At 71.1% G+C, this 22715-nt stretch carries 33 protein-coding genes and 2 pseudogenes; 33 read left to right on the forward strand and 2 right to left on the reverse strand.

Going from position 1 to position 22715, the window contains the following annotated elements; all coding sequences use genetic code 11:
• Positions 1 to 357 precede the first annotated feature (357 nt).
• The 3 genes and pseudogenes from Q4C85_RS11800 to Q4C85_RS08435 all read left to right on the forward strand — a co-directional run.
• Positions 358 to 567, forward strand: a pseudogene (locus Q4C85_RS11800) (hypothetical protein); the annotation flags it as partial.
• Between the two features lie 174 nt (positions 568 to 741).
• Positions 742 to 1428: a tyrosine-type recombinase/integrase gene (locus tag Q4C85_RS08430; RefSeq protein WP_303141281.1), complete on the forward strand. Its 687-nt coding sequence runs from the start codon at positions 742 to 744 to the stop codon at positions 1426 to 1428.
• Positions 1429 to 1694: 266 nt separating this feature from the next.
• Positions 1695 to 2069, forward strand: coding sequence for a hypothetical protein (locus Q4C85_RS08435; protein WP_303141282.1), 375 nt, complete (start codon positions 1695 to 1697; stop codon positions 2067 to 2069).
• Between the two features lie 76 nt (positions 2070 to 2145).
• Here the strand turns inward: Q4C85_RS08435 and Q4C85_RS08440 are convergent, their stop codons facing one another.
• Positions 2146 to 2556, reverse strand: a complete 411-nt coding sequence (locus Q4C85_RS08440; protein ID WP_126382397.1) for a DUF6782 family putative metallopeptidase — start codon at positions 2554 to 2556, stop codon at positions 2146 to 2148.
• A complete protein-coding gene (locus Q4C85_RS08445) occupies positions 2553 to 2981 on the reverse strand; it encodes a helix-turn-helix transcriptional regulator (RefSeq protein WP_303141283.1) in 429 nt (142 codons plus the stop codon). Before Q4C85_RS08445 ends, Q4C85_RS08440 begins: the two co-directional genes overlap by 4 nt.
• A 94-nt stretch (positions 2982 to 3075) precedes the next feature.
• Here Q4C85_RS08445 and Q4C85_RS08450 point away from each other — a divergent pair, with 94 nt between their 5' ends.
• The 30 genes and pseudogenes from Q4C85_RS08450 (at position 3076) to Q4C85_RS08585 (ending at position 22594) form a co-directional block, all read left to right on the forward strand.
• The gene (locus Q4C85_RS08450; RefSeq protein ID WP_303141284.1) at positions 3076 to 3345 is read left to right on the forward strand and encodes a helix-turn-helix transcriptional regulator; all 270 of its coding nucleotides are present in this window, start codon (positions 3076 to 3078) and stop codon (positions 3343 to 3345) included.
• A gap of 11 nt (positions 3346 to 3356) precedes the next feature.
• Positions 3357 to 3977: a hypothetical protein gene (locus Q4C85_RS08455; RefSeq protein WP_303141285.1), complete on the forward strand. Its 621-nt coding sequence runs from the start codon at positions 3357 to 3359 to the stop codon at positions 3975 to 3977.
• A gap of 2 nt (positions 3978 to 3979) precedes the next feature.
• Complete coding sequence (locus Q4C85_RS08460) at positions 3980 to 4273, forward strand: helix-turn-helix domain-containing protein (protein WP_303141358.1); 294 nt, start codon at positions 3980 to 3982, stop codon at positions 4271 to 4273.
• An 80-nt stretch (positions 4274 to 4353) separates the two neighbouring features.
• The gene (locus Q4C85_RS08465) at positions 4354 to 4635 is read left to right on the forward strand and encodes a hypothetical protein (RefSeq protein WP_303141287.1); all 282 of its coding nucleotides are present in this window, start codon (positions 4354 to 4356) and stop codon (positions 4633 to 4635) included.
• A 146-nt stretch (positions 4636 to 4781) separates the two neighbouring features.
• A complete protein-coding gene (locus Q4C85_RS08470) occupies positions 4782 to 5411 on the forward strand; it encodes a hypothetical protein (protein ID WP_303141288.1) in 630 nt (209 codons plus the stop codon).
• Entirely contained in the window at positions 5408 to 5545 is a 138-nt protein-coding gene (locus tag Q4C85_RS08475; RefSeq protein ID WP_303141289.1) for a hypothetical protein, read from the forward strand. The genes Q4C85_RS08470 and Q4C85_RS08475 overlap by 4 nt, the downstream gene beginning before the upstream one ends.
• 451 nt (positions 5546 to 5996) lie before the next feature.
• Entirely contained in the window at positions 5997 to 6227 is a 231-nt protein-coding gene (locus tag Q4C85_RS08480) for a site-specific DNA-methyltransferase (RefSeq protein WP_303141360.1), read from the forward strand.
• Positions 6224 to 6484 (forward strand): annotated as a pseudogene (locus tag Q4C85_RS11805) (DUF4406 domain-containing protein); the annotation flags it as partial. The gene Q4C85_RS08480 and the pseudogene Q4C85_RS11805, both read left to right, overlap by 4 nt.
• 151 nt (positions 6485 to 6635) lie before the next feature.
• Positions 6636 to 6968 carry a hypothetical protein gene (locus tag Q4C85_RS08485; RefSeq protein WP_303141290.1) on the forward strand — a complete coding sequence of 111 codons (333 nt, stop codon included), beginning with the start codon at positions 6636 to 6638 and terminating at the stop codon, positions 6966 to 6968.
• Between the two features lie 20 nt (positions 6969 to 6988).
• A complete protein-coding gene (locus tag Q4C85_RS08490) occupies positions 6989 to 7348 on the forward strand; it encodes a hypothetical protein (RefSeq protein WP_303141291.1) in 360 nt (119 codons plus the stop codon).
• On the forward strand, positions 7345 to 7689 hold the full coding sequence (locus Q4C85_RS08495) for a hypothetical protein (protein ID WP_303141293.1): 345 nt from the start codon (positions 7345 to 7347) through the stop codon (positions 7687 to 7689). Before Q4C85_RS08490 ends, Q4C85_RS08495 begins: the two co-directional genes overlap by 4 nt.
• Positions 7686 to 8597, forward strand: coding sequence for a hypothetical protein (locus tag Q4C85_RS08500; protein ID WP_303141295.1), 912 nt, complete (start codon positions 7686 to 7688; stop codon positions 8595 to 8597). The genes Q4C85_RS08495 and Q4C85_RS08500 overlap by 4 nt, the downstream gene beginning before the upstream one ends.
• On the forward strand, positions 8594 to 8986 hold the full coding sequence (locus tag Q4C85_RS08505; RefSeq protein ID WP_303141297.1) for a hypothetical protein: 393 nt from the start codon (positions 8594 to 8596) through the stop codon (positions 8984 to 8986). The genes Q4C85_RS08500 and Q4C85_RS08505 overlap by 4 nt, the downstream gene beginning before the upstream one ends.
• Entirely contained in the window at positions 8983 to 9816 is an 834-nt protein-coding gene (locus Q4C85_RS08510) for a phage antirepressor KilAC domain-containing protein (protein WP_303141298.1), read from the forward strand. The genes Q4C85_RS08505 and Q4C85_RS08510 overlap by 4 nt, the downstream gene beginning before the upstream one ends.
• An 11-nt stretch (positions 9817 to 9827) precedes the next feature.
• Positions 9828 to 10007: a hypothetical protein gene (locus Q4C85_RS08515; RefSeq protein ID WP_303141299.1), complete on the forward strand. Its 180-nt coding sequence runs from the start codon at positions 9828 to 9830 to the stop codon at positions 10005 to 10007.
• Between the two features lie 161 nt (positions 10008 to 10168).
• Entirely contained in the window at positions 10169 to 10762 is a 594-nt protein-coding gene (locus tag Q4C85_RS08520; protein ID WP_303141300.1) for a hypothetical protein, read from the forward strand.
• 9 nt (positions 10763 to 10771) lie between these two features.
• Positions 10772 to 11326, forward strand: coding sequence for a hypothetical protein (locus Q4C85_RS08525; RefSeq protein ID WP_303141301.1), 555 nt, complete (start codon positions 10772 to 10774; stop codon positions 11324 to 11326).
• A complete protein-coding gene (locus Q4C85_RS08530) occupies positions 11323 to 11502 on the forward strand; it encodes a hypothetical protein (RefSeq protein ID WP_303141303.1) in 180 nt (59 codons plus the stop codon). The genes Q4C85_RS08525 and Q4C85_RS08530 overlap by 4 nt, the downstream gene beginning before the upstream one ends.
• Before the next feature lies 1 nt (position 11503).
• A complete protein-coding gene (locus Q4C85_RS08535; protein WP_303141304.1) occupies positions 11504 to 12118 on the forward strand; it encodes a single-stranded DNA-binding protein in 615 nt (204 codons plus the stop codon).
• A 41-nt stretch (positions 12119 to 12159) separates the two neighbouring features.
• On the forward strand, positions 12160 to 12414 hold the full coding sequence (locus Q4C85_RS08540) for a hypothetical protein (protein WP_303141306.1): 255 nt from the start codon (positions 12160 to 12162) through the stop codon (positions 12412 to 12414).
• A 54-nt stretch (positions 12415 to 12468) separates the two neighbouring features.
• Positions 12469 to 13341, forward strand: a complete 873-nt coding sequence (locus Q4C85_RS08545) for a hypothetical protein (protein ID WP_303141308.1) — start codon at positions 12469 to 12471, stop codon at positions 13339 to 13341.
• Between the two features lie 9 nt (positions 13342 to 13350).
• On the forward strand, positions 13351 to 13713 hold the full coding sequence (locus Q4C85_RS08550; RefSeq protein WP_303141310.1) for a hypothetical protein: 363 nt from the start codon (positions 13351 to 13353) through the stop codon (positions 13711 to 13713).
• A 58-nt stretch (positions 13714 to 13771) separates the two neighbouring features.
• Positions 13772 to 14077, forward strand: coding sequence for a hypothetical protein (locus Q4C85_RS08555; protein WP_303141311.1), 306 nt, complete (start codon positions 13772 to 13774; stop codon positions 14075 to 14077).
• Between the two features lie 1515 nt (positions 14078 to 15592).
• Positions 15593 to 15844, forward strand: coding sequence for a hypothetical protein (locus Q4C85_RS08560; protein ID WP_303141312.1), 252 nt, complete (start codon positions 15593 to 15595; stop codon positions 15842 to 15844).
• Positions 15845 to 15969: 125 nt separating this feature from the next.
• Positions 15970 to 16629, forward strand: coding sequence for a hypothetical protein (locus Q4C85_RS08565; protein WP_303141313.1), 660 nt, complete (start codon positions 15970 to 15972; stop codon positions 16627 to 16629).
• 468 nt (positions 16630 to 17097) lie between these two features.
• A complete protein-coding gene (locus Q4C85_RS11810) occupies positions 17098 to 17295 on the forward strand; it encodes an HNH endonuclease (RefSeq protein WP_368501441.1) in 198 nt (65 codons plus the stop codon).
• A 332-nt stretch (positions 17296 to 17627) separates the two neighbouring features.
• Positions 17628 to 18062 (forward strand): hypothetical protein, encoded by a 435-nt coding sequence (locus Q4C85_RS08570; RefSeq protein ID WP_303141314.1) that lies wholly within the window; start codon positions 17628 to 17630, stop codon positions 18060 to 18062.
• Positions 18063 to 18066: 4 nt separating this feature from the next.
• Positions 18067 to 19821, forward strand: coding sequence for a hypothetical protein (locus Q4C85_RS08575; protein ID WP_303141316.1), 1755 nt, complete (start codon positions 18067 to 18069; stop codon positions 19819 to 19821).
• Entirely contained in the window at positions 19818 to 21317 is a 1500-nt protein-coding gene (locus tag Q4C85_RS08580) for a phage portal protein (RefSeq protein ID WP_303141318.1), read from the forward strand. The genes Q4C85_RS08575 and Q4C85_RS08580 overlap by 4 nt, the downstream gene beginning before the upstream one ends.
• Before the next feature lie 14 nt (positions 21318 to 21331).
• Complete coding sequence (locus tag Q4C85_RS08585) at positions 21332 to 22594, forward strand: hypothetical protein (protein WP_303141319.1); 1263 nt, start codon at positions 21332 to 21334, stop codon at positions 22592 to 22594.
• The last annotated feature ends 121 nt before the right edge of the window (positions 22595 to 22715 follow it).

Consider the following 22715-nt stretch of genomic DNA (forward strand, 5'->3'; position numbering starts at 1 on the left):
AGAGCTGCGGACTTTTAATCCGAAGGTCGTGGGTTCGAGCCCCACGGGGGGCACCAACGAGAAGTCCGGGATCGCGGCGAAAGCCCACTGTTGCCGGTGACGCTAGAGTCGTCTATGTCCGCTATATCCGCCGTGCAATGGCTACCATGATGGCTACCCGGCGGGGCGCGGTGCCTCGGTGGGCGTGCCGATGGGAGGGGCGGGAGGGTGTCGCGAGGCAAGGGCGAGGGGTCGGTCTTCCGTGACGAGGCGCGGGACCGGTGGGTGGCCATGGTGGAGCTGCCGGCCGACCCGGTCACGGGCCGGCGTCGCCGCAAGAAGGTCACGGCCCGGTCGAAGGCCGAGGCGCTGCGTAGGATGCGCGCGGTCCAGGTGGAGGTCGAGCGTGCGGGGGACGTGACGTCTGGGCGGCCTCTCACGGTCGGCGAGTGGATGGACCTCTGGATCGCGAGGGACGTGGCGCCGCATCGCAAGCCGTCGACGACGGCGGACTACCGGTCGGTCTCGGAGCGGCACATCAAGCCGGCGCTCGGTCGGACGCGCCTGGATCGGGTGACCCCGGGTGATGTCCGCCGGCTCCATGAGCGGGTCACCGCCACGGGCGCGTCGTCGACGACGGCGGCGAAGGTCCACCGCGTGCTGCGCACGGCGCTCGGGGCGGCAGAGCGTGAGGGTGCGGCGGCCAGGAACCCGGCGCGCCTGGTACGGTCGCCGCCCTCGTCGAGGGTGCCGCCGCGCTCGATGAGCACCGCGGAGGCCAAGCGGTTCCTGGAGGGGCGCCGGGAGCGTGGTGACTGGGCGCGGTGGGCGGTGGCCCTCATGCTGGGGGTGCGGCAGGGTGAGGCGCTGGGGATGACGCTGGACCTGCTGCACCTCGGGGCAGACCCGTGGGTGGAGCTCGCCTGGGAGGTCAGGCGCGTGACGTGGGAGCACAGGTGCGGGGAGCGGTCGCCGGCGGGGTGGCCGTGCGGCCGGGGCCGGGGCGCCGACTGCCCGGATCGCCGGGCACCCGTGCCGGCGCACCTGGAGGCCGAGCAGGTGCACGGCGGCCTGTGGCTCCTGCGCCCCAAGACCACGGGGTCGCACCGCGCCTTCGGACTCCCCCGCGTGGTGGCCGACGGCCTGGCCGCCCACCTCGACCGCCGCAGCCCGGAGCGGTTCGTCTTCGAGGCCGCCCCGGGCGTCCCGGTCGACCCGCGCCGCGACTGGGGTGCGTGGCGCCAGGCGCTCGCCGAGGAGGGCCTGCCGCCGATGCGCCTGCACTCGGCCCGGCATACGGCGGCGACGCTGCTCCTAGAGGCCGGGGTGCCGGTACGCACCGCCCAGGAGATTCTGGGCCAGACCCAGGCCCTGACCACGGCCCGATACCAGCACCCCGGCAGGAGGGTAACGGCCGCCGCCCTCGAGGCGTCATCCGACCTGCTCTGACCGCACCCCAGCCGCGCACCCAGGAGCCGCGGGAAAAATCCGGCTTTCGGGCACATTTCCCGGGATAATCTCCGCTCCCCCCCCAGCCCGCCCAGACCAGCCCGGGGACGCCGCCGGCGCCTCATCGATGACGGACCACCGCCCACGCCACCGCCACCGTCGCGCTCGCGGGCGGGTGGTGGTGGCGTGATCGTGACCATGGTCTGGGAGCTGGCGTCCGACGGGGCTCGTAGCATGGAGACGTGCTGCGGCGAGGGTGCCGTGGCATGGACAGTCAGGAGGGGACCATGGCAGGCAGGCGGGACAAGATCATCGCGTTCATTGTGAGCGTGGACGGGGGGCTGACCCTCTATCAGGACCGGATCGAGTACCGCGTCAGGCGGAAGGTGGAGCGGGTGATCCCGCTCCAGTCGATCACGTCGGTGAGGGTGGAGAGCGGGTCGGCACTTGAGGCGCGGGTGACGGCCACGCGGCTGGTGGCACTCGGGGTCTTCGCGTGGGCCGCGAAGAAGAAGACTGGCGGGGAGGTGTACTTGACCGTCGAGGCCGAGGATGCCTTCGTGACGCTCATGGTGGACCGGAAGAAGGCTGCCGCCGCCCACCGCTTCGTCGCCCAGGTGGAGACCCTGCGCCGCGGCTGACAGCAGCTCACTGCACGTCACTGAGCCCTCACTGATGATCAGTGAGGGCTCAGTGACGTGCAGTGAGGGTCTCGGGTCAGGAGGCCAGGATGGCGGGCAGGCGTCGGGCGGCGCGCTGCCATGCCAGGACGAGGCCGGGCGTGACGTCGAGGTGGCGGGCGATGCCCCACAGGTCGGGGCCCTCGACCTGCTCGGCGTCGCGGTAGGCGGCGGCGGTGATGATGAGGCGCGCGGCCTCCTCGTCGACGAAGCGCTCGACGGCGGCCTCCTGGTGGCCGTCGTCCCCCCGTCGGGCATGCACGACCTCGTGCGCCAGGGTGGCGACCTCCTGGCCGACGGTCAGTCCACGCGAGATGAGGATGCGTGACTGGGAAGCCTCGAAGCGGCCGCGCTCCCCTGGGAGCAGGTCCGCCCTGTGGACCGTGACGCCGTAGGAGTGGGCGACGGCCAGCAGGGCGGACTCGCGGCGGTCGACGGGATCGATCATGGGGACTCCTCCATCATCTCCGCCTCATCGGCGGCGCTCATCTCGACGATGTGCGCCGCGTAGGGGACGGAGTCGTCAGCGACGACGTCCTCACCCCATCCGGGCGCGTCGCCGACCGTAGCCATCGCCGGCCCGACACGCCGGGAGGTCGGCAGCGCCGTGACCGAACCGGTACCGACCACGCCCTCCTCAGCGAGACGGGCGTAGGCGCGCGCGACGACGTCGCGCGGATCGATGCCGAGGACGTCGCTGGCCTCGAGCAGCACCGCCAGCGGGAGGGACTGCTTGCCGTTGAGCCACCGATTGAGGGCTGATGCCGAGTGCCCCGTGGCCTTCGCGACGGCAGCGGCGGACCACCCTCGCGAGCTGATGAATCCCTTGAGCTCAGCACCGACGTAGGCGGCGAACGCGTCTCCTCTGTCCATAGGACCAGTCTACATGCTCATTTGAGCAATGTCGTTACCAAACTGAGACCACTTCAGCCCCCGCGTTGCTCGATCAAGCATCTACAGTACTCATATGAGCAACGCGACCGAGTGGACCGCCCAGGCGATCCGCACAGCCATCGCCAAGTCCGGCCTCACCAAGGTGGCCATCTCGGACACCACGGGAATCCCCTACCCGACCCTGAACCGCAAGGTCGCCGGCAAGAGGGACTTCACCCTCTCCGAGCTCCTCGCCATCGCCGAGGCCATCGGCGTGCACCCGGAAACCTTCATCCCGCCCCAGTTCACCCGCGACAAGAGGGGAACGCGCTCGCGGGCTGCTGGCGTGGAGGGGGTCCTGTGATGGCGGGCGGGGTGCTCGAGGTCCTGGGGGCGACCGTTGAGGTGCGGCGCGTGGCGGCGCCCGATGCGCCGGTCACGGTGACGGCGGTGGATATCCGTCCTGAGAATCCGGGGCTCGCCCCGGTGTGCGTGACGCTGGACGAGGCGGAGGTCGACCGGCTGGTCGGTCTGCTGCGCGGCGGCGTTGGTGATGACTCCTCCCCGGCGGGTGAGGGGCGCGGAAGTGATGACCCCGCGTCCGCTGTGGTGGTGGCTGCTGTTGGCCCCGCCGGGGAGGGCCCGGTGCCGGGCGTGGCGTCCTGTAGCTCTGACGCCGCGCCCGGCACACCGTCGGACTGGCCAGCCAGAGACGACACGGGGCTGACCGGCTTCGTGTCCACGGGCATGGGTGTCAAGACCGTGTCCCTCGGTGGTGAGCGTCGCAGCACGGTGATGCCTGTCCTGACGCGGCGGTCGGGGTTGCCGGCGGTGCGGGTTGAGACGCCCGCCGTCGTCGGAGGCGTGATCGCCCTGGAGCCGCTCCGGGCGCTCGATCTTGGTCTGGCGCTTATCGAGGCGGGCACTCTCGCGAACGCGGCCCGGGCCCTCCCGGAGTGGGAGGAGCAGGCGCGGATGTGGGGGTGGGTGCGGTGAGCATGTCGTCCCAGGGGCGGGAGCTGGCTCGCCTGGTGCGTGCGGTGGAGGCGCTCGCCGACCGGGTCGAGCGGCTCGAGGGGCTGCTCGTGTCGGGTGCGGTGGAGGCGCCGCGGACGCTGTCGGTGGACGAGGTCGTCCGCTTGACGGGGGCGCCGCGCCGAATGGTCCTCGCTGCAATCCGGACGGGGGACCTCCCGGCGGTCGAGGTGGGTGAGCGGACTCGACTGGTCCGGCCCCAGGACCTCGACATGTGGCTGGAGCGCCTGGAGCGGCGCTCTGTGGACGCGGCCTGACGGGCCGCGGTCAAGACAGCAAGAGAGTGCCCCGCCGCGATGGGCGCGGCGGGGCGGGATAGAGAGGAGTCGAAGACCTCATGGAAGAGAGTAGCACGGTGGCGCGGGGGCGTCATGTGGCGCCGGAGCCCGATGGGGGGCGCCTGTGGCTGGTGGCGGGTCTGCGGGGACCGGAGCTGTGGCGTCCGGCCCGGCTCCTGGCCCTGGTGGTGACGGTGGTCGCCGCTGTGGTGGCCCTGGCGGTGGAGACCGTCCTGGCGTGGCGCACGGGCCACACGACGGGCCTTCTGCTGGTGGGTGCCGCCCTGGTGGCGGCCTCCCTGGTTCAGGCGCTCACGGGCGCCGAGGGGGTGGCGGAGTGAGCGCCAGGATCGACTGGGCGCGGGGGCCTGTCCCCTGCGTGGAGTGTGGGCGCATGATGCGGCCGATCCGCCGCAAGCCTGTCGGTGAGTGGGCGGGCACGGTTCAGGCTGTCGGCCGGGGCATGTGCGCGGCCTGCTATGAGGCGGTGAAGCGCAATGCCAAGAGCCGCGGGGAGGCGGTCTCGGCGGTGCCGTCGTCGCCGGCTCTTGCGGGGGCGACGATTGACACGGAGGCCCGCCCGCGGGCGTCGTTCGTGTGGCAGTGGCCGATGGTGTGCCCGGGGGTGCCGTCCCAGCACCTCGAGGTCGAGGCGACAGCCGACCTCATGGACCATCTGGAGGCCATGGGGTGGCTGCTGTCGAGGTTGCCGCAGCGGCTGTCCCGCCCTGCTGGTGGGGGGATGGCGTGGCTGGTGCACGTCGAGGAGGCCCCGCTGGAGCTCCGGCGGGCCCTGGAGGCCCGCCCGGAGACGGCGACGATCCCGACCATGCGCGGATCCTTGGTGTTCGCGCGGGCTCTCCTGATGGAGGGGGTGTCCATCGGGCACATGGAGGCCGACATCGTCGCTGACGCGGCTGCCAAGCTGCGGGAGCTGGGGCTCATCGCGATCGGCCGGCCGGTGCGTGAGGGGATCACGCATGGTCTGGCGCCGGTGATGCGGGTGCGCATCCCGGTGCGGCAGGCGACGCCGGCTGAGGCGTCGGCTCTGGGGCACGCGTCGGCCGACGTCGACGTCGTGGTGCCGGAGGCCTCCGGCGAGGGGGTGGCGGCATGAGTGGGATGCTCGCCGACCTCGTCGACGACCTGCGCACGGTCTCGCCGCACGCGATGGGAGAGCACGAGGCGCGCGTGATCGCCGCGGCTCTGCTGCGCCGTGGCTGGCGCCGTGAGGGGGGTGCGTCGCGGTGACCGCACCCTTCTACCAGGACGACATGGTGACGCTCTTCTGTGGCGACTGCCGGGAGATCACTGACTGGGTGGCGGCGGACGTGCTCGTCACGGACCCGCCCTACGGCATGAGCTTCCAGTCGGGGCAGCGACGGAAGGCCTTCGACCTGATCGTCGGCGATGAGGACACGACGAGTCGTGACGCGGTGCTCGACATGTGGGGCGCGGAGCGTCCTGGTCTCGTGTTCGGCCGGTGGTCTGTGACCCCGCCGGCAGGTGAGCGTCAGCGGCTCATCTGGCACAAGGCCGGGACGACGGGAATGGGTGACCTCGCGATGCCGTGGGGACCCAACTTTGAGGACATCCACGTCATCGGGTCCGGGTGGGACCGTGAGGCGACGGGCCTGCCCCGTATCGGGTCGGTGATCACGACCACGCAGGCAGTGGGGGGGGTGCCGACGCCGAGGGGCGGCTGGGGCACCCGACCCCCAAACCGGTGGGGCTCATGGAGCAGCTCATCGCCCGCTGCCCGGCGGGGGTGGTCGCCGACCCGTTCGCGGGTGCGGGGGCGACGCTCGTCGCCGCCCGGAACCTCGGCCGGCGGGCCGTCGGCGTCGAGATCGAGGAGAGGCACTGCGAGACCATCGCGCGGCGTCTCTCGGAGCAGGTCATGGACCTGTGGGGCGGGGGTGACGGCTCATGACACCGCGCACGACGACGAGGCGGCTGTACATCGCTGGCCCGATCACGGGAGTGATCGACTACAAGGTCTACTTCCTGGCCGCCAGCCGGGCGCTCAGGTCGGCGGGGTTTGAGCCGGTCAGCCCGGCGCACCTTCCGGTCAAGACCGCTCGCGAGTGTCGGCGCCCGGGCGACGACGACTGGCGGATGTGGATGCGCGCCACCGGGCACCTCCTGCTGGAGTGCGACGGCGTCGCGCTGCTCGACGGGTGGCGGGAGTCCCGGGGGTGCGGATTGAGGCGGCCTGGGCCCAGGAGCTCGGCATGCCGGTCAGACCGCTGGAGCACTGGCTCTTCGCCGCTGTCGCCAGCACGGACAGGGCGACGGCCAGCCGGTCGTCGGACGACACGGACACGAGGGAGGCGTCGTGATGAGCACACAGGACACGGGCCAGGACGCTACTGCGACGGTGGGGGACACCCTGGAGTGGGTGGTTCCGCGGGCGGTGCTGGCCGCCGGCATCCTCTACTCGACTCGCCTGTGGCCGAGGACCACCGTCCAGCGCCGTGGGAACACGGTCATAGTCGACACAGTGACGGGCCGCTGGCTGACCATCGAGTGCGGCCCGGGGTGGGCGGACGTCGAGGCCGGCTACGACGACGCCTGCGGCCTGCGACACGTGGAGCTTGGTCGTGCGGCGTCGTCGGATGAGCTTGCCGGCATCATCGCCGACTGGCTCTACCGGCTGGGGGTGAAGGCGTGAGCGCCCCTGGGATCAGGCTGATGGAGTGGTCTGCGTCGTGGCTGCCGGTGACGCACGTCGCGTCGGTCGGGGAGCCGCGTCTGGTGGGGCCGACGCTGGAGCGGGCGGCCGAGCTCGAGCAGCCGCCGCACTGGGTTTGTGATGTCGCCCGCCTGTGTCGTGGGTCGCAGGCGCACGTGGCGGCGGCGGTCGAGCCGGCGATCCTCTCCCGTGAGGGGGTGGAGGCGCTGGTGTCTGCGCCGGGGACGTGCCGCAGGTGCGTGGAGGAGGCTCGCCGCCTGCTGGCGGAGACGGCTCCGGAGGTGTCCGGTGAGGACCCCCTGGGGACGCCGTCGATGCTGGACATGCTCGCCGCCCGTGAGGGGGGTGACCCCCGATGAGGCTCACGATCTCGGTAGAGGACTCGTCGATACTCGACCCGGTGACGGTGGTCCTCACGGTGGCCTCGGTCTCCCCCGCGGAGTCCGCGGGGGCTGGCCGGTCGGACACGGTGGCGCGCATCCGCGCTGAAGAGCAGCGGGTCGAGTCGGGGGCCAGGTGGCTGGGGACTCTGCTGCCGGCCCTCGTGGGGGCGGCCCCAGAGCAGTGGGACCACTTCCTCCCCGACCCTGACGACCAGATGACCGTGGTCGCAGTGGATGCGCCTCTGGTGGAGGCGCTCGAGCAGGTCGGCGTGATCGCGCCGGCGTCCGCAGGACAGGAGCAGGAGGAGCAGCTGTGAGCAGCACGAAGGCATCGACGTCGACGCAGGCTCGGGTGGTGTGCCCGATGGACCACCTGGTGCGCGCCGTGCGTGCGGTGGTCCCGCACACCGGACCGGAGAAGGCCGGCACCGGCCTGGAGCGGGTGCGTCTGGTGGTCGACATGGTGGGGATGCGCCTGTCCGTGGTCGCCACGGACGGGGTGTCCGCCGCGGTGGCGTCGGTCCTCCTGGCGGAGGCGGACGTCACCAGCGGTGCGGGGTATGCGTCCCCCGATCTGGTGGAGGTCGTCGACGTCGACCTGACTGTCCGGGCGGCTCGCATGATCGGCCGCGTGCACGACACGAGGGGCCGCCACGAGGACGAGGGGGCGCGGGCGGAGGTCGTCGTCGACGACCACTGCGGGACGGTGTCGGTCACGGACGTCACCGGCCTGTGGCCGGGGGCGTCGGTGCGGGTGCGCACCCAGCCGGAGTGGTTCTCCGAGGAGGGCCTCGAGCGGCAGGACGCCGCCCGGATGGTGATGGAGGCGTGCGCTGAGCCGCTGGCCGGTGTGGCGACGGCGCTCATGCCGGCGGACCGGATGCGCCAGTGGGCGGCGACAGCGAAGGAGCTCGGGGGCCTGCCCCTGCGGGTCACGACGGGCGGGAACCTCGTCATCGCCCAGGGGGACGCGGACAGCCCGCTGCTCTTCCTGGGGAGCACGCAGGCGTACGGCACCTCCTCGGTGCAGGCGGACGACCGGGCCTACGTCGGCTCGGGAACCGGGGTCCTCATGGGGCTCGTCATCGCCGGCGCGCCCGTGGGCGCCCGGGAGGGGCACCGGTCGGATGAGCGGGCCCTGGTCGCAGACCTGTCGGCCTGGCTGCACGAGATGGACACCGTCTCCTCCCCCGACGAGGGGCCCGACGGGGGCGAGGCGGCATGAACAGCTCGTCACGCCCCCGCTCCCGGGCATCCGCCCGCACCGCCGGCACCCGCTTCGAGTCGCAGGTCGCCAACTACCTGCGCAACAGCCTCGGCGATGACCGGATCGAGCGTCGCGCCCGCACCGGGGCGCAGGACCGAGGGGACATCGCCGGCGTCCGCCACCAGGGCGAGCGCCTGGTCATCGAGTGCAAGAACACCGCCCGCCCCGCCCTGGCGGCGTGGGCGGACGAGGCGGAGATCGAGCGAGGCAACGACGACGCCCTCGCCGGGCTCGTCGTGCACAAGCGCCACGGGGTCGCCACCCCCGGAGACCAGTGGGTCACCCTCACCCTCCGGGACCTGGTCGCCCTGCTCAACGGCTACCGAGACGAGGAGGACCAGCCGTGAACACCACGACCATCACCACTGAGACCATCGCGACGCCGACGACGTTCACCTTCGACGACGTCGAGGTCCGCACCGTCATCGGAGCGGACGGAGAGCCGCGCTTCGTGCTAGCCGACCTCTGCCGCGCACTGTCCGTGAGGAACGCAGCCGACGTCGCCCGGCGACTCACCGACTCCATGAAGGGTATCGATCGAATCGATACCCCCGGCGGTGTGCAGCAGATGACGACTGTCACCGAGGCCGGCATGTACGCCGTGGTCATGCGGTCGGACAAGCCCGAAGCCGTGCGATTCCAGGAGTGGGTGACCGGCGAGGTGCTCCCCGCGATCCGCCGGCACGGCGGCTACCTCACACCCCAGGCAGCCGAGCAGGCGCTGACCGACCCTGACTTCATCATCCGCCTGGCGACGTCCCTCAAGGAGGAGCGCGCAGCCCGCGCCGCCGCCGAGCAGCAGGCGACCGCGCTCGCGGCTCGTGTGGAGGCGGATGCGCCGCACACGCGCCTGGGTCGGGCGGTGTCGGAGTCGGAGGGGGACGTCCTGGTGAAGGCAGTGGCGGACACCTTGACGCAGGAGGGAATCCCCTGCAACCAGGTGCAGCTCTTCCGGTGGCTGCGCGCCCACGGGTGGCTGTGCCGGTCGCAGGGCGACATGTGGAACCGGCCCACGAAGTGGGCGCTGGAGAAGGGTTACGTGCGCGCCGTCGAGCACGTGGTCAGTACGCGCAGCGGGTCCCGCCTCCGGTGGGTGCCGCGCGTGACGGGTCTGGGGCAGCAGGTCCTTATCGACGGATTCACGACCGGACGATTCGACCTCAACGAGGAGAAGTGATGGACACGAACATGACATTCACCAAGGCGGCTACCGCTGGCGGGTCGGACCCGCTGCCAGCGAACCCCTATGCGGCGCGCCGGCGCCCGCGGAGGGGCGACTACCACCCGGAGCAGGTGCAGGAGTGCGCCTCCTGCGGCAAGCGCTACAACCCAGTGGCCGGAATCTGCGGCTGCAACGACAAGCCCTGAAGGTCGCACCCGACCAAGCAGAAGACACGAGAGGACAGATGGAGATGGAGACCATGATGACGATGACGATGACGGAGACGCGCAGTGAGTCGAGCGCGCTGCGGCACCCGGGGATCATTGCCTGCGCCTTGCACGGCCCGCGCGGGTCGCTGGAGCGGGTGATGGCCGCCATCGGCTACGCGGCGGGTTTGTCGACCCCGGAGGCGGACCTGTGGGCCGACTCGGACCGCCTGCTTGACGCCGTGGCGTCAGCGCTGGCGGCGGCCTTGTCGTGGCTGGTGCACGAGGAGTGCGAGGACCCGTCCCCTGAGGACTGGGACCGGGTGATCAGCCGGGTGGAGAGCCAGCCGAGCCGAGTTCGGCCGGGGGAGATCGATTCGGGGGTGAGGTTGAGGGCAATCATCCTCGCGCTGTCAGCCGAGATCAGGTCAAGCGACAGGCCCACGCTGTGGACCAGGCAGCGGAGTCTGGAGGGGATCGAGGCTGCTGTTGGGCTCATCGCCGGATGGGTCGAGGAGCTCGAGACCCAGTCCGGGGACCTCCTCCGTGAGGAGGCCTGCGACTGCCGGACGCAGCGGACCGGAGCCGCCATCGAGGAGGCTGTCGGTGACCTCCTCGTGGACGTCGCCACCGAGGAGGCTGATGACACGGTGGGAGCCGACGTCGACTACGACCGAATCGTCATCACCGACTGCTCCCTTTTCGCGCGCGCGGCCGCCAACCGTGCGATGAGCAGCATCTTTCAGAAGGGCTGAGGACCAGAGATGAGAAGCAGGAACAGTTCGCGCGAGGCGACGCTTTCAACTGTCCTGGACCAGGCGATCAAGAACGCGTCCAGGCCCGGAGACGAGTGGGACATCGACAAGATGACCACGCGGGACAGGCTCACCGTCATCACCAAGCTGGCGGCCGAGGCGGGTATGAGGCCGCAGTTCCAGATGAGGAGCCGGCAGACGCTACTCGCCCTCGTCGCGTGCCTGGCTGCTCAGTGGGCAGCAAGCGTCCTCGAGGTGGACGGCGCGGACATCTGGTGCAGGGTGCGCGCCGAGTACGAGAGGGCGCACCTCAAGCACTCCGGGATGACGCCCTACAACCAGGGGATGTCGGACGACGACCGCACCTACATCCTCCTGGAGGAGGTGGGCGAGGTGGCCAGGGCATGCACTCCCGACGCGCACACGCCCACCGGGCACGCCGGAGAGCTGGGTGCGGAGCTCATCCAAACGGCGACAATGGCAACCGCCTGGCTCGCACGAGTCCTGACTGATGCGTGCGCCCCGATCTCCTCAGAGGGCCTCCGAGCGGAGGGCGCCAAGTGAGCGCCAGAAGCAAGATCACGGCCGCGGCAGCCGTCGCCGTCGTCTATGCCGCCGTCATCCCGCCCCTGGTCATGGGGACCGCCCTCGCGCTCGCGGTGCGGGCGGGGTGGCTGGTGATCGAGGAGAGCAGGGTGCCGCAGTGCCTGCGGGACGACGAGCCTTTGGAGGTGCACTGACATGGCGGGCGAAACGGTCGTGACGATCGTGGGGAACCTGACTGGGGACCCGGAGCTGCGGTTCACGCAGTCGGGGAACGCGGTCGCGTCGTTCACGGTGGCGTCGACGCCGCGCGCCTTCGACCGCGCCTCTGGGGAGTGGAAGGACGGGGAGACCCTGTTCATGCGCTGCTCGATCTGGCGTGAGGCGGCCGAGAACGTCGCCGAGTCCCTGGTGAAGGGCGCGCGGGTGATCGTCCAGGGTCGCCTGGTCCAGCGGTCGTTCACGACGCGTGAGGGCGAGCAGCGCACGGTCGTGGAGATGCAGGTTGACGAGGTGGGCCCGTCCCTGCGGTACGCGCGCGCTCAGGTGACCCGCATGGGCAGCGGCCAGGCCCAGGGGTCGCCCCAGGGTGGGGGCGGGCAGTGGGGGGCGCCCCAGTCGACGGCGGCGACCGGGACCTCGGTGTGGGACCAGTCGGCCCCGCCGGCGTCCCCGCCGCAGGGGCGGTTGACGGAGCCGTTGGGAGGGCCGGTCGCGCGGCCGCAGGCGCCCCAGCAGCCGCCGTCGACGGAGGACGGATGGGTGGCCGTGATGCCGGGCCAGACCAGCTTTGGGGACGAGCCCCCCTTCTGACCATCACAGCACTGACAGCACAGAGAGGACATCGAGAGGCCATGAGCAAGGCGATCAACAACCCCGTCAACAACCCCACCAACAGCGCCCGGGGAGCCTGCGAGGGGTGCTCCTGCACGGGCTGCCCCCGCACGGCCGGCGGCGGGCCGGGAGAGCCGGTCTGGACCAACCGCACCCAGCGGGCCAGCGCGGCCGTCGGGAAGGCCCTCGGTGTGGTCACCCTGGCCCTCCTGGGCGCCCTCGTGGTGTCCCTCGGGGTGGCAGCCCTGGTGGGCCTGTGGCGGGTGATCCTGTGAGCGCCCACAGGACGCCACGCAACGGGAAGCAGCTGGACGTGGGCCGGTGACCAGATGACCGCCACAGCGCAGAAGGAGCGCGCCACCACCGGGGTCGTCCCCGGGGGCCGCGGCTGGGTGTGGACGTGCCCGGCCTGCGGGGCCGTGCGCTCTCACCCCGAGCGCGGGTGGGTGCGGGACGCCGCCGCCGTGCACCAGCAGGCCGTCTGCGGGACGGGGTCGCGACCGGCCTACTACCCGGAGCTCTTCGCGGGCTGCGAGGTGCACATCGGGTGGGCGGTGTGCCAGCTCGACGACCAGACGAGCCACATCGCCGACATCGTCCGGTACCGGTCGGGCTGGTACAGCCGCACGCTGTGCCGCAGCGCCCGGGTGGCCGACGTCGACGACCGCGACGCGCCGTGCGATCCGCCGCCGGCGTCGAGGGCGGAGATCCTCGCGGAGGTCTCCCGCCGCCAGAGCGGGCCACCAGAGGACCGCGTGTGCGCCCGATGTGTGGCGGTCCTGTGGGCGAGCAGCAGGGAGCTCGAGGGGCCGACCATGACAGCCGAGGAGGCCACATGGGTGCGGGAGCACGCGTGGCTCCCCAAGATGCGCACCCTCGTCCTCCACCGGGACCCCTGCCGGTGGGTGGTCTGCCTGGCGTGCCACCACGGCGAGCACCAGGAGTGCGAAGGCGAAGGGCCCGGACCGGCGTCCCGCGGCCGCATGACACGACAGGACCAGAGGCCACTCCGGGCATCCAGCCTAATCACCAGCCCGCGCCGTCTCCTCGACCTTACGGCGCCAGCAGTCTTCGACCTCCACCACGAGGTCGGCGTGTGGTGCTCATGCGCCCTCGCCGACCACCAGGACACGACAACACAACCAGCGAGCGCCGCACCAAGGCGGCCCTCGCGGCAGACGACGATCTTTGACTTCATGTGAGGAGCAGCAATGAGTATGGATGAGACGGGCGGTCCTGCGCCGGGTGAGCGCAGCCAGGCCGAGAGGGCGCTGGACCAGGTACTGGACCAGTTCCTGACCGGTGAGGCGCCGCTGGTGGGCCTGTGGCTCCGGGCGTCCGGGGTGACCCGCGCCCTGTCGACGTACCTCCTGCGGCTGGGGTGGCCGGCCTTCGAGCTGGCGCTGCACGCCGATGGGCTCGCGGGCCTCCCGGCGGGGTCGGTCCTGCGGGACGCGGACGGGGTGCAGGTCGTGGTCGCAAACAGCGGACTGCTGATGGACCTCACCGGCACCGCGCAGACGGAGGACAGCCTCGCGTTCCCGGTGGCCGTCCTCTACAGGGGGGTGGCGTGAGATGACCACCTATCGGGTGAGTCGCTGCCGGCGGGGACTGGCTCACGTCATCAGGACTGTGGGGTCAGACCAGGAGCCCCAGCTGGCCGTCGTCAGCATGTGCGCACCTCCGGACGCCAAGCCGGTGCCGTACCCGCGCGACCTGTTCCTCGAGCTGCCCGATGTGTCGGAGGCCCAGGTGAGGGGCACTGAGATGTGCTCGGACTGCGTCAAGGCGATGTCCGCCGCCCTCGGGGGTGCCTTGGCGGCAGTCGTGGGGCACATCGCGTCGATGATGCCGGCCATCGCCGCCGGCGTCCGGGAGGTGCAGGAAGCCATCGCAGCCCTCACCGGGGAATCCAACCGCGGGGAGCGGGACGACTGATGGACACGCCCAACCCCCAGGCAAGAGCCCCTCCCCCACCCCCAGCGCCAGCCAGCCACACAAACCGATTGACGAGCAGCAGGAGACCCAATGAGCTTCTTCGTGGTCGACGACCAGGCCCACGTGCACCCCAAGCACCAGGCTCTGGTCCGACGCGGCCTGTCGGGAGACATCGACGCGCTCGCCGCCGGCTACCTGTGGGTGCTGATGGGGTCCCGGCTGCGGTCGGCGTATCAGGACGGCCGGTTTGACCGGTTCGATCTGTTCGCCGTGATGCCTGATCCGCGCGTGTTGCGGATGGCTGAGATTCTGGTTGAGGCGGGTCTGTGGCATGATCGGTCTCATTGTTGTGAGCGGTGCGACCTTCCTCCGGAGGGATCATGGGTTTTCCATGACTGGGCGCACTGGTCGCAGCGGACGGGTGAGCAGGATCGGGCGCGTCGCGCGTTGCAGACGGAGCGGAAGGACGCTTCCCTCCACGATGCGATGTGGGCGCGTGATGGTCTGCCTCGGGCGCATGATGGGGAGCCCGAGAGGGCGCTGTGCGTCTATTGTCAGCAGCTCGTGTTCCGGGACACTCGGAAGGGTGATCGGGCGCCGGAGATGGATCACGTCTTCGGTCGGGCTATGGGTCTCGACGGTGTCGCCGTCGCGTGCCGCGCCTGCAATCGGGCGAAGGGCAATCGCTCTGCCTCGCGTGCGGGGATGAGCTTCCATCCGACGTCGCCGCACTCGGTGGCGCTGGCTCGTCGTGCCGAGCATCGATCGCGCCCTGGTGAGGGGCCCGCTGATCTGCTCGAGATGGCGTGGTCGTCGCCGTCGGGGGGTGGTGACGAGGCGGTTGGGGACTGTGGATCGCGCCCTGTCGAGGGGTTCGCAGATTCGGCCCCGCCGTCGGTTGGGGACCGTGGATCGCGCCCTGTCGAGGGGTTCGCAGATTCGGCCCCGCCTGTGGAGGGTGGGAGCAGTGTGCCTGCGCTCGTCGAGCCGCACTCGCCTGTGGGGGGTGGGAGCGGTGTGCCTACCTGGGGGCCGGAACGTCCCGTTCTGGCCACCCAGGAGGCGCGTGACGGGGCTATTGGGGGCGACATGCACTCAGGTACCAGGGGTGCCGAGAACGGCGCTCAGAATGGCTCCTACGGCCTCGTGGGGGTTGGGGTGCCTGGTGGTGGAGCTGCCGTGGCCGTCGTCGGTGAGCCTGTCGATCGTGAGCCTGCCAGCCGTGGGCTCGCGTTCGACGACTTCGTCGCGGCCGAGCCTGCCAGCCCAGCCGGCGGCCCTTCGCGCGCGCGTACGCGTACGGGCGCGCGCACGGGCCCGTGTGCGCCCGACGCGCGTACGGGCCCGTAGGCAGGGCCAGGGCGAGGGGTCGGATCGCTGGGGTGAGGGCTCTGGTGAGGTCCGGTCAGGAAGCCCTCCGAGGGGGAGGAGGCGTCGAAGGGGGCGTCGGAGGAAGAGCACTTGTGACATCCACGGGGACACGTTTCCGTGCAGGCTTTGTGAGGAGGAGATCGAATGATCTGCGAGACGAGGGAGGCTTTGGAGTCGGCGCTCATGGATCATCTGGCGGATGAGATGCCGGGGATGATGCCGGGTGCGTGGGTGTGCGTTGCCGAGGCGGCCAGCATTGACACGTCGGACGATGAGATGTTCGGCGGCTGGCTGTTCGAGTCGGGCGGGACGCTGTTCGCTCAGCTCGGAATGATTGAGGCGTGGCGGGCTGAGAAGCTCGCTGGGCTGCGCGGTGACCGGGAGGACGGGGCGTGAGCGGCTGCGGGTCGGGGTGCGTGGTCCGTGGTGACCATGCGCCGGGGTGCTCGGGGTGGGTGCCGGGCGACGATGGTGCGGTGGTCGAGTGCTGGGGGTGTCTGCCTCGGCCTGCGGTGCAGGGCGTGCTGTGCGCCTGGTGCTGGGGGCGGTTGCAGGCCACGGTGCGCACGCTGCCGTCTCTGGTGGAGCACCTGGTCGATGTGGCCGAGCCGTCGACGTCGTCGCCGTCGGGGCGCCGGTCGGTGGGGGAGGCGTCGTCGCGGCCGAGTGAGCGGGCGCTCTACGGTGAGGCGCTGGTGCAGGCGGACGACCTGCACGCGGCGCTGGTGTCGTGGGCGCTCGAGGTGGCCGAGGAGGCGTCGCTGCGTGTCGGGGTCCCTCGGGGTGGCACGCGGTGGACGGCCGATGGTGGGGACCCTGTCGGGCTGGCGGGCCGGGGGGCGACGCGGCGTGTGGTCGGGTGGCTGGTCCCGCACCTGGAGTGGGTGGCCACCCGGTCGTGGGCGCCGGTCATGCTCGAGGAGCTGGCGTCGATGTCGTCCTCAGCAGCGCGTCGGTTCCCGGTGGAGGAGCCGCAGCGTCGGGTCACTGACGTGCGGTGCCCGGGGTGTGGGTGCCTGTCCCTGGTGGTCGTGCCGCCGGCGGTCGTCGGGGCTGACCGGCTGGTGCGGTGCACGCTGTCGGTGTGCGGCCGTGTCCTGTCGGAGGATGACTGGGCCCGTGCGCGCCGTTGGGCGGTGGCGGTGGCGACGGCGGATGCCGGCGAGGGTGAGGCGGCGTGAGCGTCACCGGGCCGGACGGTGTCGAGTGGGTGCCGGCGGACGAGGCGCTCGAGCGCGTGCCCGGGCTGGGGTACCGGACCCTCCAGTCGTGGTGGGCCCGGGGGGACGTGAGGACCCAGCGGGTGGGGCGCATGGTGTGGGTGGCGTGGGATGACGTCATGGCCCGGGAGGGCGTGGCGTTCCTCGCTGGCCGTCGTCGACGGGCGCGACACGCCGATGATGCGCGCAGTGGTTGGACACACACCGAGGGCATGTTGCATCCTCGGTGACAGCAGGACACCTGTGCCCGGAGGGCCCCAGCCGCATCATCGGCCGGGGCCCTCGACCGTGGGCGAGGGTGGGGATCGATGGCGGCGGGGGGGTGGGTCGATGGCGTGGAGGCGCGGCGTGTCGCGGACGTCGACGGCCGCGCACCGCCGGTGGGCGGCCGCGGTTCTGCGGCGCGACCGGTTCGTCTGCCAGCTGGCCATGCCGGGCTGCCAGCACAGGGCGACCGAGGCCGACCACGTCGTGCCGGTCGCCGAGGGCGGAGCCATGTATGATCCTCTCAACGGGCAAGCCGCATGCAGCTCATGTCACATGCAGAAGACTCAGCGTGAGGCAGCCCGAGGCAGGCAGCGCCGGTCCAGGCTCCGCCCGCCGACCCCGCACCCGGGCCTGGTCTGAGGGGCGCCGGCCGGAGAGCCGGAGGCCCCCGGGGTATCCCCCCAGGGGGGCCCGGGGGCCCGGCCACGGCTGGCATAGGGCTTCAAACCGTGTACGGGTTTCGTCAATATGGATGGCACTAGTTTGGTGCCACCATTTTTCGTTGGTATGGCGCCGTTTTCTGTGGGTGTGTCGCGTGACGGAGGGAGGGTGTGATGCCCTCTGGTCCGGTCCCGAAGCATCCGAGTGCTCGAGCTCGGCGGAACGCGTCGCCGGGGATGGTGAGCCTGCCGGCGGATGGCCGGCACGGGCGGACGCCGACGTGGCCGCTGCCGCCGGACCCGCAGGAGGCCGTGGCCGACTACTGGGTGTCGGTGGCTGAAAACTTGGAGGCTCAGGCGGAGGCCGAGTCGGATGGTCGCCGTCGCAACCGGATGCTCGACCGGGCTACCCGGGCGCGCGGGACCGCGGCTCAGATCACCGCTGAGTGCAGGGCGGCCGCCGAGCTCGAGCGCAAGATATGGACCCGGGCGTGGACAACGCCGATGGCTACCCGCTGGGAGGCCATGCAGTGGACGCGAGAGGTCGCCGGCTACTGCCGGGCCAAGGCTCGGGCTGAGCTGGGCGACCACAAGGCCGCCAAGCTCGCCGTCGCTTACGCCGACCGCCTCGGACTGACCCCGTGGTCGCTGCTGAGGCTGCGCTGGGAGATCGCGCCCGCCCCAGCCCCAGACGCCCCGGTAGCAACCGTGACCCCGATCTCCAGTGCGGTCCACGACTTCACCTGACGAGATGCCCCCGGGCTACTGGGTCGACGAGTCCACGGGCGCGTGGATGACTCTCCCGTGGCCCGGTGACCCGAGCCTGCCGTGGAATCACGCCGACCGGCTCGCGCTCCTGCCTCCGACCCTCGGTCCCCAGGTGATCGCCTGGGCGGAGGCGTACCTCGTGCATCACCTGACCGGTGAGCCCTGGCGCTTCACCGTCGGCCAGAAGCGATTCATCTACCTCTGGTATGCCATCAACCCGGCCTCCGGACGCTTCATCTACCGCTCCGGGGTCAAGCGCGGCGCGAAGGGTACCGGGAAGGACCCGACGGCCGCGGCACTGTCATGGGCCGAGGCGTGTGGGCCCGTCCAGCTCGACGGCTTCGACGCCAACGGCCTGCCCGTCGGCGTCGAGCGAGCCATGTCAAAGGTCCAGATCGCCGCGAACAGCCTCGCTCAGGCCCGTGAGGTCCTCGAAGTCGCCAACGGGATGATCACCGACGCGCTCGCGAACGACTACGGGGTGGACGCGGGGCTGATGCGGACGGTGACGTCGTCGGGGCGCATCGAGCTGCTGACGGCGTCGGAGAAGTCGACGGAGGGGGCGCCGGCGACGGCGGTTCTTCTCAACGAGTCGCATCACATGACGTCGGCGTCCGGTGGCCACAAGGTCGCTGCGGTCGCGCGACGGAATGTCGGGAAGTCACCAGCCTATGTTCAGGCGCGTGTGCTCGAGCTGACCAATGCGCACATGGCCGGGCAGGACTCGGTCGCCGAGCAGTCGTACCTGGCGTGGCAGGCGCAGCAGCGGCCAGGTGCGCCGCGGCGCGACATCCTCTATGACTCGATCGAGGCGCCGCCGTCGTGCGACATCTACGACGAGGAGTCCCGCATGATGGGGCTCCGTGCGGCGTACTCCGATGCCAGGTGGTCGGACCTGGAGCGCATCTCGGACGAGATGCTCGACACCCGCACCGCGGTGTCGGACTCCATCCGGTTCTATTTCAACGGGCTGGCGGCCGCTGAGGATTCCTGGATCGATCCGGCGCGGTTCGACGCGATGGCGTCGCCGCGCGAGCTGGCCGAGGGCGACAAGGTCGCCCTGTTCCTGGACTGCTCGAAGAGTGAGGACGCCACCGGGCTGGTGGGGTGCCGCCTGGAGGACGGCTACGTCTTCGTGCTCGGCGTGTGGCAGCGGCCTCACGGTCACCGTGGCAAGGACTGGCTGGCGCCGCGCCAGGAGGTCGACGCCGTCGTCCGGCAGGCCTTCGAGCGGTACAGGGTCGCGTGGTTCGGGGTCGATCCCTCCCCGGCCAAAGACGACACGAGCGAGGCCCTCTACTGGGGTGAGTACATCGACGGCTGGCACCGGGACCTGCGGCACAAGGTGGCCGTGTGGGCAACGCCGGGGGCCGGCGGATCGGCAGTCCTTTTCGACATGCGGATGAGCGCCCGGGGCGGTGTGCGCCGCAACCAGGAGTTCACTGACATGGCGATGAGGACCGCAATGGACATCGACGACCCCGAGCAGGGGACGCCGTTCCCGCATGACGGGAATCCGACGCTACGGGTGCACGCGCACAACGCGAAGCGGCGCCCCAACCAGTGGGGTCACACGCTGGGGAAGGTCAATCGTGACTCCGACAAGCTGGTCGACCTGGCCGTGTGCATGGTCGGGGCCCGCCTGGGTGCGAAGATCGCCCTGGACTCCGGGAAGGTCGTCCGGCCGGGTGCTGCGTCGTCAAGGCGCCGTCGTCGTCGAGGGGGGGTGCTCCGGTGACATCTGTGACCTGGCTGGTCGACCCGTCGCGTGACCTCGAGGTCGCGCTGGCTCTCGGTGAGGACCTCGAGGTGTTCCGTGCGGTCCTGCGCAGGATCGCCAGGCACGGGCGCCGCAACCGGTTGCGCCGCCGCTACTACGACGGCGAGGAGCAGGCCCGCAACATCCAGATTGCGGTGCCACCCGAGTACGAGCACCTCATGCCGGTCCTGGGGTGGCCGGCCAAGACGTGCAACGTCGTGGCCGCCCGGACCCGGCTCGAGGGCTTCGCGGTCCCGGGGCGGGCGCAGATGGACGACGAGGTCGCCGAGGTGCTCGATCTGAACCGGCTGCGGTCCTCGGTGCGTCAGGCGACCGTGGCGGCCCTGTGCGAGGGGTGCGCCTTCGTGTCGGTGACGGTCGGTGACACGGCCGCCGGCGAGCCGCCTGCGGTCATCAGCGTCTACTCCGCTCACGACGCGTCCGGTGAGTGGGACCGCCGCCGCCGCGATCTGTCCTGCGCGCTCACTATCGATGAGCGCAGCGAGTACGGGGCGATCCTCGCTATGACATTCTGGACCCGGCAGGACCGGGTCGAGGTCTTCCGCGACGCCGTCACCGCGTCCTGGCAGGCCGAGCGGCTGCCGCACGGCTTCGGCCGGGTGCCGGTAGTGCTCGCCCCCTACCAGGCCGACGGCGCCCGCCCGTTCGGTCGGTCGCGGATCACCCGGCCGGTGATGCGTCTGACCGATCACGCAGCCCGCACGCTGCTGCGCACCGAAATATCGGCGGAGTTCTTCTCCGCTCCGCAGCGGTACCTGCTCGGTGCCGACATGGAGGCGTTTGAGGACCCGGAGACCGGGGAGCTGAAGCCAGGCTGGGAGGCGGTCATCGGCCACCTGATGGTGGCGTCCCGCCCGATCGACGAAAACGACCACGTCTCGGAGACGAACCCCGTCGCGGGCCAGTTCCAGCAGGCGTCGATGGAGCCTCACAACGCCGAGCTGCGGCAGGTCGCGGCCATGTTCGCCGGCGAGACGTCCATTCCGCTCAACTTCCTGGGCATCGTCCAGGACAATCCGTCATCAGCTGACGCGATCAAGGCCGCCGAGGCTGACCTGATCGCCGTTGTCGAGGACGCGCAGGCCGACTTCTCGGGGCCGTGGGCGCAGATCGCGCTCCTGGCGGTCCAGGCGGCCCGGGACACGACCGTGCCACCGGACGACATGTCCGGGCTGCGGCCCGTGTGGCGTGACCCGTCGACCCCGACGAAGGCAGCTCAGGCGCAGTCCGTGATGGGCCTCGTCGCTGCCGGCGTTCTGCCGGCCCAGTCCGAGGTCACCTACGAGCAGCTCGGCTTCGACGCGGGGACGATCTCCCGGCTGATGGCCGACGCGGCCTCGCAGCGGGCACAGCAGACGCTGTCGTCCCTGGCGAGCGCCGCGGCATCGGGCAGCACGCTGGCGCAGGAGGTCGCCACGGCGCGCACTGACGCCGACGGTGCCCCGATCGGCTAGGGAGGTGGCCCCGCGTGGCAGGCGCGTCTCCTCTGGCCATCTGGGACGACCACAGGGTCAAGGTGGAGCAGATCGCCGTCCAGGGGGTCACCGCCCTGGAGCGGGCCGTCCTGGACAACCCGACGATGAGCCGCACAGAGCTCGCGTGGATCATCCGGCACGTCAACACCGAGTGGGGGACCCTGGCAGCCCAGGACGCCGCCGACACAATGGTCATGGCCCGCGCCACCGCAGGCCAGTACGACCTCGAGGCGCCCACGGTCATCGACCCCATCACCATGGAGGTTGCCGAGGCGATCGCGGGGTGGGCTCAGGCCGGCGAGACACCCGAGGCGGTCCTGCGCCGGGCGGCGATCTCGACCACCCGTCACCTGCGCAACTCCTCCCGCGACACGGTCGAGCTGTCGACCGCGCTCGCCGGCACCGGATGGTGCCGGGTCCCACGCCCCGGCTGCTGCGCCTTCTGCCTCATGCTGGCATCCCGCGGCGCGGTCTACACGTCGCGGGACGCCGCCCTCACGGTCGGCGGCGGCCGCCGGAAGCGGGGGAAGAGGCCGCCCGGGTCCCGCTATCACGACAACTGCGGCTGCATGGTCCAGGAGGTCCTCCCAAAGCACGGGGTGCCCCCCATCGTCGCCGGCATGGAGCGCATCCTGGCCGACCTGAAGCGACAGTCGCCCACCAAGATGGTCACCCTCGACGACTGGAGCGCGTATGAGACCCGCCAGCGCAGGGCGGACGCCGCTGCTAGGCGCAGCGAGGCAGCGACCATGACCAGCGCCAGGGCTAAGGGGCGCGCCGTGAAGAGGCGCCCCGGGGAGACCGACGCCGACTACTGGGAGCGAAGAGCCCAGGTGAACGGGATCGACTTCCACGGTGAGCCGGCCAAGGGCCACGAGGTCGTCTCTATGGAGGCGGTCATGGACCTGGGAGAAGACGTCGAGTGGATTCCAAGAGCGAAAAGCGCCCCACGCAACGACATGTGGCTCAACATCGGGTCCGAGCGGGTGCAGGTCGAGCTCAAGTCCGCCCCTGCGGACTACGACAAGATTCGTTCCAGAATCCTCAAAGCCTCGTCATCAGCAGCGCGGCACCCCACGGACCCGCTCACGAAGGACGCGTTCATCGTGGACATCGGCGACGCGTCTTTGTCGGACGGGCTGAGCGAGCAGCTGGCCGGATACAACCGCGGCCGCCAGAAGTACCGGCTCAAGCACCTCCTGGTGCTCTCGAACAACGGAACGCGGATGACCGCGATCCCACTTCAGCCGGCATGAGACCACCCAGCGGCGTCCCTCCCGAGTATCAGGAGTGCCCACTGGGTGTCACCTCACATCATACCACCGCCCCTCAGGCGGGGACAGGTTTCCGCACCACGAGCCGCGGCATTGGCTCGGA

The organism is Actinomyces sp. (assembly GCF_030524025.1).
In the GTDB taxonomy this organism is placed as follows: domain Bacteria; phylum Actinomycetota; class Actinomycetes; order Actinomycetales; family Actinomycetaceae; genus Actinomyces.